This window comes from Adhaeribacter soli (assembly GCF_008727925.1).
In the GTDB taxonomy this organism is placed as follows: domain Bacteria; phylum Bacteroidota; class Bacteroidia; order Cytophagales; family Hymenobacteraceae; genus Adhaeribacter_A; species Adhaeribacter_A soli.
The window spans coordinates 615,861-629,226 of record NZ_VTWT01000002.1 but is presented as its reverse complement, the minus strand read 5'-3'; the positions used below and the strand labels follow the sequence as shown (position 1 = coordinate 629,226).

The window sequence follows — 13,366 nt, the reverse complement described above, 5'->3', positions numbered from 1 at the left end:
CGTTGACCTGCCGGTGGTTTTTGTTCTAAAATAATAGCGTTTTATTGGCAGTCCCAAATGCCGTTGGCAGCAGTAAGGATTACGGGCTCCCCATCGGTAATTAAAATGGTGTGTTCGTGCTGCGCCACAAAACCGCCTTTGTTGCCAAGTAAGGTCCAGCCGTCCGGTTGTTCCTGGGCAATAGTAGAACCGGTGGAAATAAACGTTTCGATGGCTACTACGGAGTTCTTTCGAAAGCGCTGATTATTAAATTTTTCATAGTAGTTCAGTATATCATGGGGTGCTTCATGCAGGCTGCGGCCAATGCCGTGCCCGGCCAGATTCTTAATTACTTTATAACCGGCTTTCCGGGCTTCGGTTTCGATGAGTAAACCAATCTCAGAAATTTTTACCCCGCCTTTTATTTTGCTGATGGCCTTGCAAAGGATCTGGTTAGAGGCATTTACGAGCGGCTGGTGGTTGTGGACGTCTTGGCCCAGCACAAAAGAACCGCCGTTATCAGACCAGAAGCCGTTCAGTTCAGCCGATACATCGATGTTCACCAGGTCGCCTTCCTGCAGAATTTTTTGAGCAGAAGGAATTCCATGAGCGATCTCGTTATTCACGCTGATGCAGGTATGGCCGGGAAATTTATAAGCCAGTTTTGGTGCAGAACGGGCACCGTATTTATTCAGGATCGCGCCGCCCAAAGCATCTAGTTCCCTGGTGCTCATGCCTGGCTGGGCGTGTTCGCGCATTTGCTTCAGCGTAAGGCCAACAATTTCGCTGATCTGCTGCATCCCCAATAATTCCGATTCTGCTGTAATCGACATATCTCCTGTTTTAAAGCTTAATGATCGTGAAAAAACAAATTAATTGATCTTCACGGAGTTCATGATCTCCTGGGCTAGCGGCTGCCATTTGTCTTTCAGCAGGGCCGGGGAATTGAAGGTGAAAATGGTAACGTTTCCGCCTTTCAGGTAATACTGCACAATGGAATACTTTTTAATAGGCGCTTTGTTGCTGTTCGGGTTTTCGTCTTTTACAGTAGAAACGAACTCGAATACGATCATGTCCTTTTTGTTGATCGTTCTGATCTCGTCGCGGATAAACTGTACATCGCTGAACATGCGCAAAATAGACGCTTTGTAAATGTCTTTTACCAGGGGCAGGTCTTTGGGAATAAAGGTGGTCGGTTTTTCGGAAACACTGAAATCGATCTGGCCGTTCGGGCTGGTGTACACGCCTAATGGTTTACGGGCAGCCGGGTATTTACTGGCAATGCCTTCGTCGGGCATTACGGTGAAGTCTTCGGGCACCGAAACGGTTATTTTTTTGGCAATGGTAACTTTTACGAGTTTAGCAGGTTTTTGCGGTGCGCCGTACGTTTTTTTCTGGGCATTGGCGGTAAATACAAAAAGCAGGAAAAAGCCGGAAAGCAGGTAAAGGAAATTTTTCATGTTAAATTAATTGAAGCGGCAAGTTAGCCAACAAACGCGTAGTTTTTAAATTTCGCGTTTAACCGTTCAACAAATTTCTAGCCAATTGCAGTTCGCTGCTTTTATAATTACTTTTTCCGGGTTTTGGGGTACTGTTTTGTGGGGATGGGGAATGGGTTTTCTGATAAAAACGTTGGCTTTCTGACTGGGGAAATCGGGAAAGAAAAAGGGCGCCCACAAGGAGCGCCCCTACCTTATTGTCCGGTATCTAATTGATAATTTTAATTTGACCGGATTCTATGCTTTGGTGACTGCTTTCAGGTTGTCGTCCGGGGTGCGGTCTATTAATTTGTTGTATGGGTCTATGCCGGCTTTGCTTGGCTTTTCTTTTACGAAAATCTCCAGTTTGTTCTGGCCGGATTTCAGGCGTTTCTTTTCGAAATAAACCGGAACATCTTTGCCTTTGGCGGCGCCTTTTTCTTTTTTGTACGTAAACACCGCCACATCTACAAAGTCATTCATTTTGGCTTCTTTTTCGTTGCCCAGGCTGTCGGCGTAGTATTTTTTAGCGTCCAGAGTCAAGGTTACTTTGTAGCGGCCGTCTTTGAGTTGGGTGTAGGTTGGTTCGTTGGCTTTGTTTTCGTAGAGGGTAATGTTCTCGAACATATCCTTTACTAAATACTGCAACGAATCCGGCGTGGCTTTTTTAATGTGACGCAGGAAATCGAGGGAGGTAGTGTAAGGCGCCTGCTGGAATTTTACTTCCTGCAGGTATCCTTTAATTGCCGCGTTCAGTTTGTCTTCGCCTAAGTAATCAGCCAACGCATACATTACTATACTGCCTTTCTGGTAGTAAATGTAGTCCTGGCCTTCAACTTTATACAAGGGTAGTTCTTTCTGGCTTTCTCCGGCCCGGCCACTTAAATAACGGTCCATTTCATACTTCAGGAATTTCTTCATCCGCTCGTTGCCATAGGTCTGTTTCATTACCATTAAAGAGGCGTACTGGCTCATGGTTTCGGAAATAAGCTGGCAGCCTTGTACGTAGGCGCTAACCGCCTGGTGTCCCCACCATTGGTGGGCCACTTCATGGGCGGTAACTTTAAACGGATAATCCACATCTTCTTCATCGGTATCGTCAACATCGGCAATAAAACCAATGCTTTCGGAGAACGGAATGGTATTCGGGAACGATTGCGCGAAGCTGGAATAGCCGGGGAATTCCAGGATCCGTACCTGGCGGTGCTGGTACGGGCCGAAATTTCTGGTGTAATAATCCAGGGACGCCTTCATGCCCTTCATCATCCGATCGAGGTTGTATTCGTGGCCCTTGTGGTAATAAATTTCCAGGTTTACATCATTCCATTTTTCTTTCTTCACCTGGTAGTCGGCGCTCAGGAAAGAATAAAAATTCAGGATCGGGGCGTCCATTTTATAATGGAAATACCGGCGGCCTTTGTCAGTCCATTCCTTTTGCAAATAACCCGGTGCCAGGGCGATCTGGGTTGGAACGGTACTTACAATTGCCTCGAACCTGATCCAGTCGGAATCGCCGGAAAACATGTTCTTGCTGTAAGCGGAGGTGTCGTAAACGGAGGGCATGGATTTTTTAGGAGCCAGGCCGTACTCTTTGCGGGTTTCATCGTCGGATATTTCGTCGTTGCTGCTATAGCCAATGCTTGGGAGATAACTGCTATTAAAGAATGAACCGTTATGAACAATGTGGTTATTGGGGTTGCTGTTTACAAAGCCCTTCGATTCATAGAACAGGTCCATGAGGAGTTTAATGGAATCGCCGGGTTGCAGCGGTTGGCCAAGGCGGTAAATGTAATAGCCCATTTTCTCGTCGCGCCATACATTTTTGTACGAGCGGTCGAAACCCAGTTGCCTGATGTCCAGGTCGGTAAAGGCGTTTACGTGAATGGAATCGATCGCGACTTTGGTTTTGTTTTTCAGCCAGAAATACCCTTTAAAACGGATATTGCGCTCTTCCGGAAAAATATCGACGTTCAGGCTGGCAGCTACAATGCGTGGTTGGGGAATGCCGTCGTATTTTTTATAGGCTTTTTCGAAATCTGCAATGGCTTTTTGTTTCTCTTTTTCGGGCTTGTATTTATTCAGCACATTGGTATTGTAGAAAATAAAACCTCCGGAAGTAAGGAAAACCAGAATAGCCAGAGTTGAAATTAAACCCGAAGAGCGGCTGAATTGCGTACGGGCTACTTTTAAGCGCCATTTCATGAGCGTTTCCGTGCCGCGGATCCAGAATAAATTGGCTGTCAGGGCCAGCAAAATGGCAAAAGCGCCCCAATAGATTTTAAACAGCAGGAAAGGCGTAATAAAATGCCCGTAGCCGTTCATGTCAGAATATATTACCGTTGGGCTGGCGTTAAATTTCAGTAAGTTATGCTCTATGCCCATTTGCCCCTGAAATAAGGTGTACAGGTAATAAGCGATCATAATGAAATGCCCCAGATATTTGTTGTTCACAATTACCTGGATAAGCATAGCGAGCACGCAAAGAAATAATAAGCTGGGTAATATTAATCCAAAAAGTCCTTTTAAGTAAAGGGCTGGCTCAAGATGGAAATAGCCTTTGGAAAGCTGAATAATAATGCCACAAACCATAACCAGAGCCAGCAAAACTACCTGCACCAGCATTAACGCCGAAAGTTTGGAAGCAAAAGGAACCCAGTTGGGAATAGGCAGGGCATCGTAGATCTGGTTCATGCGGTTATCGCGTTCGCGCCAAACCAGTTCACCGGCATAGTAGGTAATAATAATGAGCTGAAATAAACCAAATTGGCTGATTAACCCTTTGATCATCTGAGCAGTAACCGGGAAGGTGGTGGTGTCATACCATTTTCCGATCTGGGAGCCAAAGAAGAAAAGGGCAACCAGGCCGGCAAACAAAATGGCAATAAAATAAACGCTTTTTACAATGCCTTTAAATTCCAGGTTTACCAGACGAAGGTATTGGTTCAGGCTTAACCCGAACGAAAAAACGGGCTTTACAACCGGCAGCAGAAAGCGGGTGGCAGGCGCCAGGTTGCTCTTTTTTTCCAGGGTTGGTTTATAGGCTGCTTTGCCTTCGGAAGCGAAAAAGGAAAAACTGAAACGGAAATAGCAGAAAGCCAGCATCATTAATCCGGTGCTCAGCCAAAGGGCCCGGTTAAGAGCAATCTCCAGATTAAGCGGCAGCAAGCTGTTGTTTTGTTCGGCTACGGTCCAGTACTTGGTAGTGAACTCCATGGCAGCATATCCCATCGGGTCGAGCAACGTAACCAGAAACTGGTTATCCAGGTCCCGGGCAAAGCTTTGGGATATACTGTACAGTACCAGGAAAATAATGGAGCCGATATACGTGGAAAGTACACTTCGGGTAAGCGTAGCCAGGGTGAAGAAAATTGCTCCGAGGAACAGGATATTCGGCCAGATAAAAAGCAGGTAGGGTTGCAGGTAAGCCATAAAGTTGAAAGGCCCGAATTTTTCCGGCTGCAGCCATGGCCACGGAATTTCTCCTGCCATTAAGCCCAGGCCAATTCCCGACAAAACCAGCAAGGTTATTACCAGCGAACCCAGGAAACGGCCGCCAAGGTATTCCCACTTTTTTATGGGCGTAGTGAAAAGCAGAGAATGGGTGCGGTGCTCAAAATCGCGGTAAACGGCGTTACCCATTAAAGCCGATATTATAAGCACTCCGGGGAAAGACAGGTAAAGCATTATATTACTCAGGGTGGCCGGGGCGTTGACCTTCACTTTGTTGCTCATTACAGCGGTAGCACTGCTAAAGGCGCCGCCCATCGTGTTTATTACCAGGAAGCCCATTAAAAACAGCAGGGCAAAATAGATGTAGGTAGCCGGGCGTTTGAGGCGGTACTTTATTTCAAAGCGGAATATTTCTGAAAACATGATCTTATTCAGTTAAAAGTTATGAGTTAAGCGTTATGAGTTTAAGTCCGGTTTGGATACCGTTTTTGCGATTAGTCACCTTTCGGAGGGGTAGGGGAAGACAGGAGAATTATTTTATATCTCTTTCCAATATTGTAGAACCTCTCCCTGCCCCTCCAAAGGGGGACTCCTTTAAGCTTAACTCATAGCTTTCAGTACCTCATTCATGCCCGGGGCAGCCGCGGCGGCGGTGATCTGGGAAAAGTAAACATCCTCCAGGCCGGGTTGTACCATTTCGAAGGAATAATCGGGACGCTGGTCGCTGTAAATATGGATCAGGGTTTTGCCGGCAAACAGGCGGGAAGAAATTACGTTGTATTGCAGCTGGTATTCCATGAGCTCTTCTTTGCCGATCATTTTCTTCCAGATCTTGCCGTTAAGGTCGTTCATTACGCGGAGCGGATCACCGGTAAGCAGTACTTCGCCTTTGTTGATGATGGCCATCTGGCTGCACAGATCACTCACGTCGGAAACAATGTGGGTAGAAAGGATTACCACGCGGTCTTCGCCGATCTCGCATAATAAGTTGTGGAAACGGTTGCGTTCGGCCGGGTCGAGGCCCGCGGTGGGTTCGTCTACAATAATGATCTTCGGGTCGCCGAGCAGCGCCTGGGCAATGCCGAAACGCTGTTTCATGCCGCCGGAATAACCGCCCAGGTTTTTCTTGCGCACCTCGTAGAGGTTGGTTTGCTGGAGCAGCGCCGCTACTACCGCATGGCGTTCCTTTTTATGGAGAATGCCTTTTAAAACGGCCATGTGGTCGAGCAATTCTTCGGCCGTAACCTTTGGATAAACCCCGAATTCCTGGGGCAGGTAGCCCAACACTTTCCGGACCTCTTTTTTCTCCTTCAACACATCCAACTCGCCGAGCGTTATACTGCCGCTATCTGCTTCCTGCAGCGTGGCAATGGTGCGCATGAGCGAAGATTTTCCGGCACCGTTCGGGCCCAGCAAACCAAACATGCCGGACGGAATAGTAAGGTTTACATTTTTGAGCGCCTGCACGCCGTTAGAATAGGTTTTGGAAAGATTGCGGATCTGTAGTTCCATAAATTTCAAGGCAATGGTTTCGGTTTAAATTTTGAAGGCGCACGTATTTTTCCTGCAGATGCAAAAAGAAACTGATCCGTTGCCTGGGCTTCGAAAAATTACTTTTTGGTTGAGGAATTGTGCTTTGGAAAGATAAAAATAAAAGTGGAGATGATCATAACAATAGTGTAATTATTTTGTTAATTGCCCATTTTTCGGGTAAATGCTAAAGACGAAAATGGGGAGGATGTTCTTCAGGGAGTACAAATTGATGCAGCTTATTTCAAATTGCTTTCTATTTATGTTATAAAACTTCCCGCAATTGTTATATCTTTTATTTCCATTTATATGAAGTTATAACTAATACAAATCCTAATCTAATTGGCTCTTTTGCTGCCATAACTAATTTGTTATCAATTATATGTATAATTTTAATATTTTTTGTATCCTGTTTTGGTTATAATTACTTAGTTTTGCTCTTTCTAATTATTAATTCATTATGAGTAATCTTCCTCGCATTACGTTAGCTAAGGGCAAAGAACATTCCTTATTGCGTTTTCACCCCTGGGTATTTTCGGGCGCAATAAAGAAGAAGGCCGATGGCTTAGCCGATGGCGATGTTGTAGAAGTGTATTCTGCACAAAACGAATATTTGGGTACCGGGCATTACCAGCAGGGGGGCTCCATTACGGTCCGTATAATTTCTTTCGAGCAAATAGAGCCCAACCTGGAATTCTGGGAAAGTAAAATTGCCAAAGCGTACCAGTTCCGGACGGCCATCGGGTTAACCAATGGCACCGATTCCGATGTTTACCGGCTGGTTTTTGCTGAAGGCGATGGTCTGCCTGGTCTGGTGGTGGATGTTTACGGCGATACGGCCGTTTTCCAGGCGCATACTGTGGGCATGTACCGCGCGCGCCACGAAATTGCCCAGGCCATTAAAAACGTGATCGGTGACAAGCTGAGCGCGGTGTACGATAAAAGTGCTGAGTCGCTTTCTCAGAAATCCGGCATTGAGGCGGAGAACGGTTTCCTGATCGGGGAAAATTCCGGCGAAACCATTGTGCAGGAAAACGGCAACCGCTTTTACGTAGATTGGGTAAACGGCCAGAAAACGGGCTTCTTTATCGATCAGCGGGAAAATCGGGAACTGGTAGCGCGTTATTCGGCAGGTAAGAAAGTGCTGAATACGTTTTGCTACACCGGCGGCTTCTCTATTTATGCCCTGAATGCCGGCGCAACGGTTGTGCATTCAGTAGATTCTTCGAAACGGGCCATTGAACTGACGGACCGCAACGCCGAACTTTCCGGCCACGCCGATAAGCACGAATCCTTTGCGGTAGATACCTTCGATTTTCTGAAAAACCCGCTGGAAGATTATGACATTGTAATTCTGGACCCTCCGGCCTTTGCCAAGCATTTAAGTGCGCGCCACAACGCCGTAATGGGCTACAAGCGCCTGAACGCCGAAGCGCTGAAGAAAATGAAATCGGGCAGCATCCTGTTCACGTTCTCCTGTTCGCAGGTGGTAGATAAATACCTGTTCGAAAACACGCTGATGGCAGCTGCCATCGAGGCCGGGCGTTCCATAAAGATCATTCACCAGTTATCGCAACCAGCCGACCACCCGGTAAGCATTTTCTGCCCGGAAGGCGAATACCTGAAAGGCCTGGTGCTGTACGTGGAATAATTTAATATTTAATTGCTGATTGTTAATTGCTGATTGATTTTATCTGATTGCTTGAACCACTTGCTGTGTTTTTTCCTCCGGGTCATAGCGTTTAAGGAATTAAACTAGAAGCTATCTAAAAAATGGGTGTCATGTTGAGCGAGAGCGAAACAACTCGTCTGCTACTGGTAAAGCTGTTAAATCTGGCTTTGGTGCTGAGAGCTAACGAGGTCCTTCACTAGCGCTCAGGATGACAAGTGGGTTTTTGAGATAACTTCTAGCAATTACCAATAAACAATAAAAAAGCATCCTGCTATTAAACAGGATGCTTTTTTATTTCTTCATGTCCGTAATGCGAGGAATGGCGCTAAGGCTTTTTTTAGAATTCGTCGTCGTCGTCCACGTTCGAGAATTCGTCATCCTCGTCGTCGAAATCATCCAGATCGTCGAGGTCATCCAGATCGTCTACGTCTTTGAAGTCGTCACCTTCGTAGTCATCATCTACCAGCAATTCTTCTTCAAAATCATCGTCATCGAGGTCTGCCGCATCATCGTCCAGGTCATCGTCATCGTCGCCACCGGGCATGGCTTGCATTGCCGGGTAGGTCATCATCATGATGTTCGCATTAACTTCGAACGGGTTGTTTAAGCTGGTGTTGGTGTACATAGTCTTCGGTTGAAAATTATGGGTTAGGTCTTGGTTTTTCAGTCGCAAAATTAGCAAGTTGAACTTACAAAAAAATTGCTGTAAGCCGCCGGAGCACGATTTTTAAGGTAAATACGCAAATAATTTCCGGACCGCTGCCACTACTTAAAAAAAAATATTTTATGTGCAATAGCACGGCCGGGCGGGGAATCTGCCTATACCGGAAAAATAAAAATGGGTTTCAAATTCCACCGGAAATACTTTTCTGCTTACTGCCGATACTGTTTTTTTTCGGTTTAAACTGCTTTAGTAAAATCCGCGCCCGTGCCTGTATCGCAAAACTTTCGTGTTCCAGGGCTGCTTCCAGCATTTCGGTAACTTCGGGTTGGAGCCAGCTATGTTTTAGAGCCAGCAGGGCAAGCGTTTGCAGACAATTCACTTTTACGAACTTGTGCGGAACGGAATCGAGCCAATGGAAAAGTTTGTTTACCGCCAAAGCCAGATCGTCGCCTTCCGGGTTTATATAGCCCAGCAGCAAAGCCACATGCCAGATAGCTTCGTTGTTCAGCGGTTTGGTTATGGCTTCCAGCATTTCAGCTCTGAAGGGCAGCAGCAAGGCAGGGTTCTTCCGGGCAGCTTTTTCTACCGCATTACCCGCCCGTAACCGTATCTGGCTTTTCGGGTTGTCCATCATTTCCCGGAAAAGTATCGGGAAGAGCTCCGGGTTTTGTTCGAGCAGGTTGTAAAGATGGGAAACGGTGCCGGTGAGGTCGTATTCGGTAAGGGTTGAAGTTTGCGTAGCGGAGTTCATTTAATGAAAAAGAGCATGGGTTGACCTGTTATTAGTGGCGTTGAGAAAGCAGGATTGTCTGAACACGATTTTATGGATTGATAAGATAGACAGGATTTTTATTTTGAAAAAGAATTAATTCGAATCCGGAAGAAAGGCAGGGTGGGAATAAATAAAAGCGAGGCACTTCAGATCAGCAATTCCAAAAGCGTTTTAAACCGACGCTGCACTTACTAAAGCAGTTTCAGCTACTCTGAAGCCCTTCTTTTTTAATCCACTTTGGGTTCATAGTATTCCTTTTTGGCGAAGAATCATATGCATCTTTTAATCCTATAAATCATAGTTCAGACATACTGCCTGGCGTAACGTCCGTTTATAATTTCATGGCTGAAAATAAATTCTTTTCGAGTAACAGGCAAGATAAGTAAAAGAACAAAATTGGTTTCATACTACCCATATTGTCATTCTGGAAGAAATTTATGAGTTCAAAGCTCAGAATTCACAAGATCCTTCCAGAATGACAGAAAAGGGATGGATATTATTATTCAACTAAATTCGTCCACTTGCTTAGGAACGATCCTTACTTATGCGCGTCCAGCAAATCCAGCGTATGCTGCAAAGCGCTGGTGCTGTTCCAGCTTTGGTGACCGGGCACTACCACTTCGGTATCCGAAAATACAGATTTTAACCTTCTTATCGCAAAGGGCCATTGGTACAGGTCGGCATCGGCAACGTTGCCCAGGTCTTTGGCCTGGTTACTTTTTACAAGGCAGCCGCCAAACAGTACTTTTTCCTGCGGAAACCATACGGTTATGTTTTCGCGGGTGTGGCCGGGACCCGGATAATACGTCCGGATGGTAGTATCGCCGACCTTAAAAGTGGTATCGGCAGGCAAGATGCCTTCCGGCGAAGGAAAGCCGGCCCTTACGGCTTTGGTGGCTGTAGGGCGGGTACTGAGCACGCGGATGTTTCGGTTCTGGAGTACTTCTATGCCGCCCAGCCGGTCGTCGTGGGAGTGGGTTACAATGCAGTAGGCTACCGGCTGACGGAGGTTTTCTTCCACCCACTCCAGAATCTGCCGGGTAGGTTTTTCGCCCCAGCCGGTATCAATCAAAACTACGCCTTCGGTGGTATTTACAATTAAGCCGTTGGAAGGAAAGGGTGCGCCGCCCAGCATTTTATAGGAGGTGTGCACGTAAATTTCTGAAGTAAGCGGCGTGATCTTTACTTTCAGCTTTTTTCTGCTTTGCGCCGGGCAAATGCTGGTTATTAAAAGGAAAAAGAGGGTGGTGGAGAGCAGCTTTTTCATGAGCGGGGATTTTAGAGAGACAAACGTAAAAAGAAAACGCCATGAATTAATTACGGGAACCCGGTTTTTCAGGCCGAAACGCTACCGTTGTTACACTAAAAAAGTACAGTTTCCGGCTAATTCGATTAACGCCAACTCTTCCAGCTTCCGAAACTATGCTTACCTTTGCTTTCTTAAAGTTAACAGGAATTTACCGAACGAATTTATATGTTACGAACGCATACCTGCGGCGAGCTCCGAATTGAAAATGCTGGCCAGGAAGTAGTTTTAACCGGTTGGGTGCAGCGCTCCCGCGACAAAGGCGGCATGCTCTGGATCGATTTGCGCGACCGTTACGGCATTACCCAGCTCTCTCTGGAAGAAGGCGTAACCGCGCCGGAAGTGCTGGTTGCCGGCCGCGAACTGGGCCGCGAATACGTGGTAAAAGCAACCGGTACCGTAATTGAGCGCGAAAGCAAGAACGATAAAATGGCTACCGGGGCGATCGAGATCCGGGTAAGCAATCTGGAAATTCTGAACGCGGCCAAACTGCCGCCTTTCCTGATAGAAGACGAAACCGACGGCGGCGACGACCTGCGCATGAAATACCGTTACCTGGATTTGCGCCGCAACCCAGTGCGTAAGAATTTAGAGTTGCGCCACCGCATGATGCAACAGACCCGCGCGTATCTGGATTCCCGCAATTTTATTGAAGTGGAAACGCCGGTGCTTATTAAGTCTACCCCGGAAGGTGCCCGCGATTTTGTAGTGCCAAGCCGCATGAACCCGGGTGAATTTTATGCCCTGCCGCAAAGCCCGCAAACCTTCAAGCAATTGCTCATGGTTTCCGGCTTCGATAAGTATTTCCAGATCGTGAAATGTTTCCGGGACGAAGACCTGCGCGCCGACCGGCAGCCGGAATTCACCCAGATCGACTGTGAGCTTTCGTTTGTAACCCAGGAAGATATTCTGAACACGTTCGAAGGCCTGGCGAAGCATTTGTTTAAAACCGTACGCGGGGTTGAAATAGATACTTTGCCGCGCATGACCTACGCCGATGCCATGAAATACTACGGCAACGACAAACCGGACACCCGTTTCGAAATGAAATTCGTGGAACTAACGGAGGTAGTGAAAGGCAAAGATTTCAAGGTATTCGACGAAGCGGAACTGGTAGTGGCTATTAACGCCAAAGGCGCTGCTTCCTATACCCGGAAACAATTAGATGAGCTTACCGAATTTGTAAAACGTCCGCAACTGGGCGCTACCGGCTTGATTTATGCCCGCGTAGAAACCGACGGCAGCGTAAAATCTTCGGTAGATAAATTCTACAACCAGGAGGAGCTAACCAAATGGAAAGCTGCTTTACAGGGCGAACCGGGCGACTTGTTCCTGGTGTTGGCCGGCCCGGCTGATAAAACCCGCAAGGCTATGTCGGAGCTGCGTTTGGAAATGGGTACAAAACTTGGCTTGCGCGATAAGAATGTATTCAGTCCGCTGTGGGTGGTAGATTTTCCTTTACTGGAATGGAACGAAGATGCCCGGCGCTTTTTTGCCATGCACCACCCGTTCACTTCGCCGAAACCGGAAGACATGCACCTGATCGAAACCGATCCGGGAGCCATCCGGGCCAATGCCTACGACATGGTAATTAACGGCGTGGAAGTTGGCGGCGGTTCGATAAGAATTCATGACCGGGAGCTGCAAAGCCGCATGTTTAAACTGCTGGGTTTCTCGGAAGAAGAAGCGCAAAACCAATTCGGCTTCCTGCTGAACGCGTTTGAATACGGCGCGCCGCCGCACGGTGGTATTGCTTTTGGTTTTGACCGGTTATGCTCTTTATTCGGCGGTTCCGAATCGATTCGCGATTACATTGCCTTCCCGAAAAACAATGCCGGCCGCGATGTAATGATCGATGCCCCATCGGCGATTGCACAGGAGCAGCTCGATGAATTGCAGATAGACGTGAAAGCATAAGAAGAGGCATTTTCAGATTCCGGCTTTCATTTTTGATCTCAATAGGATAAAGCTCCCCGAAAACGGGGAGCTTTATTTTTTTATAAATTTTATTCCTGATAATCAGGTTGTTGTAGGTTTTTTATGGATTTTTAAAAAAGCCATGCAACGGTTTGGACGAGATCCTTGTCTGCTTGAATGTGAGAGTTTTATTGTTTGTCAACCAGCAGGAAAATTGCTCTGAAATGGCCTCCATGCCGCGTTTGGAATCGTTTCAAAGCAATATTTCCTGTTGATTCTCGCCTCTTCGAAGTTTTTCCTGTTTTATTTCATTTTCTTCATAGTTGAAAAGCCCCGTCGCCCCGGGGCTTTTTCTTTTTTTAGCCCAAAGCATACCGTTTTAGATTTTTTTCAGCTTCAGGCAACCGTTTGCTTGTAGTGCTGGTCTAGTGGTTTGTAAAAGTGTTATTCATTAAACAGCAGGAAAGCCGCTACTCGATAAGTTCGTGTCCTGAGCTTTTTGCCGGAGGGGTTAATTCCTGCTGTTTTCTAAAACGCTGCCTTTGGTAAAAAACAGTTCATCTTATTCCGTTTTTGTAAAAGGCATTGCCCAGCACTG

The 13,366-nt window shown here is 46.7% G+C and carries 9 protein-coding genes; 2 read left to right on the top strand and 7 right to left on the bottom strand.

What is annotated here, in order from left to right; genetic code table 11:
• Window positions 1-41: 41 nt before the first annotated feature.
• The 4 genes from map to F0P94_RS05950 form a co-directional block, all read right to left on the bottom strand.
• On the bottom strand, window positions 42-812 hold the full coding sequence (map, locus tag F0P94_RS05965) for a type I methionyl aminopeptidase (protein ID WP_150902898.1): 771 nt from the start codon (window positions 810-812) through the stop codon (window positions 42-44).
• 39 nt (window positions 813-851) lie between these two features.
• Window positions 852-1,439, bottom strand: coding sequence for a hypothetical protein (locus F0P94_RS05960; protein ID WP_150902897.1), 588 nt, complete (start codon window positions 1,437-1,439; stop codon window positions 852-854).
• A gap of 276 nt (window positions 1,440-1,715) precedes the next feature.
• A complete protein-coding gene (locus F0P94_RS05955) occupies window positions 1,716-5,330 on the bottom strand; it encodes an ABC transporter permease/M1 family aminopeptidase (protein ID WP_150902896.1) in 3,615 nt (1,204 codons plus the stop codon).
• Window positions 5,331-5,507: 177 nt separating this feature from the next.
• Window positions 5,508-6,419, bottom strand: coding sequence for an ABC transporter ATP-binding protein (locus F0P94_RS05950; RefSeq protein WP_150902895.1), 912 nt, complete (start codon window positions 6,417-6,419; stop codon window positions 5,508-5,510).
• Between the two features lie 478 nt (window positions 6,420-6,897).
• Between F0P94_RS05950 and F0P94_RS05945 the strand changes: the two genes are divergently transcribed.
• Window positions 6,898-8,088, top strand: coding sequence for a class I SAM-dependent rRNA methyltransferase (locus F0P94_RS05945; protein WP_150902894.1), 1,191 nt, complete (start codon window positions 6,898-6,900; stop codon window positions 8,086-8,088).
• A 358-nt stretch (window positions 8,089-8,446) separates the two neighbouring features.
• On the opposite strand, the gene F0P94_RS05940 is transcribed toward F0P94_RS05945, so the two are convergent.
• The 3 genes from F0P94_RS05940 to bla form a co-directional block, all read right to left on the bottom strand.
• Window positions 8,447-8,734, bottom strand: a complete 288-nt coding sequence (locus F0P94_RS05940) for a hypothetical protein (protein ID WP_150902893.1) — start codon at window positions 8,732-8,734, stop codon at window positions 8,447-8,449.
• Between the two features lie 220 nt (window positions 8,735-8,954).
• Window positions 8,955-9,524, bottom strand: a complete 570-nt coding sequence (locus F0P94_RS05935; protein ID WP_150902892.1) for a hypothetical protein — start codon at window positions 9,522-9,524, stop codon at window positions 8,955-8,957.
• A 559-nt stretch (window positions 9,525-10,083) separates the two neighbouring features.
• Entirely contained in the window at window positions 10,084-10,812 is a 729-nt protein-coding gene (gene bla, locus F0P94_RS05930; RefSeq protein WP_150902891.1) for a subclass B1 metallo-beta-lactamase, read from the bottom strand.
• Between the two features lie 207 nt (window positions 10,813-11,019).
• Here bla and aspS point away from each other — a divergent pair, with 207 nt between their 5' ends.
• Window positions 11,020-12,768, top strand: a complete 1,749-nt coding sequence (gene aspS, locus F0P94_RS05925) for an aspartate--tRNA ligase (RefSeq protein WP_150902890.1) — start codon at window positions 11,020-11,022, stop codon at window positions 12,766-12,768.
• Window positions 12,769-13,366 lie beyond the last annotated feature (598 nt).

Coding starts and splice junctions, on each gene's coding strand:
- map (WP_150902898.1), bottom strand. CDS start 812: ATGTCGATTACAGCAGAATCGGAATTATTGGGGATGCAGCAGATCAGC.
- F0P94_RS05960 (WP_150902897.1), bottom strand. CDS start 1,439: ATGAAAAATTTCCTTTACCTGCTTTCCGGCTTTTTCCTGCTTTTTGTA.
- F0P94_RS05955 (WP_150902896.1), bottom strand. CDS start 5,330: ATGTTTTCAGAAATATTCCGCTTTGAAATAAAGTACCGCCTCAAACGC.
- F0P94_RS05950 (WP_150902895.1), bottom strand. CDS start 6,419: ATGGAACTACAGATCCGCAATCTTTCCAAAACCTATTCTAACGGCGTG.
- F0P94_RS05945 (WP_150902894.1), top strand. CDS start 6,898: ATGAGTAATCTTCCTCGCATTACGTTAGCTAAGGGCAAAGAACATTCC.
- F0P94_RS05940 (WP_150902893.1), bottom strand. CDS start 8,734: ATGTACACCAACACCAGCTTAAACAACCCGTTCGAAGTTAATGCGAAC.
- F0P94_RS05935 (WP_150902892.1), bottom strand. CDS start 9,524: ATGAACTCCGCTACGCAAACTTCAACCCTTACCGAATACGACCTCACC.
- bla (WP_150902891.1), bottom strand. CDS start 10,812: ATGAAAAAGCTGCTCTCCACCACCCTCTTTTTCCTTTTAATAACCAGC.
- aspS (WP_150902890.1), top strand. CDS start 11,020: ATGTTACGAACGCATACCTGCGGCGAGCTCCGAATTGAAAATGCTGGC.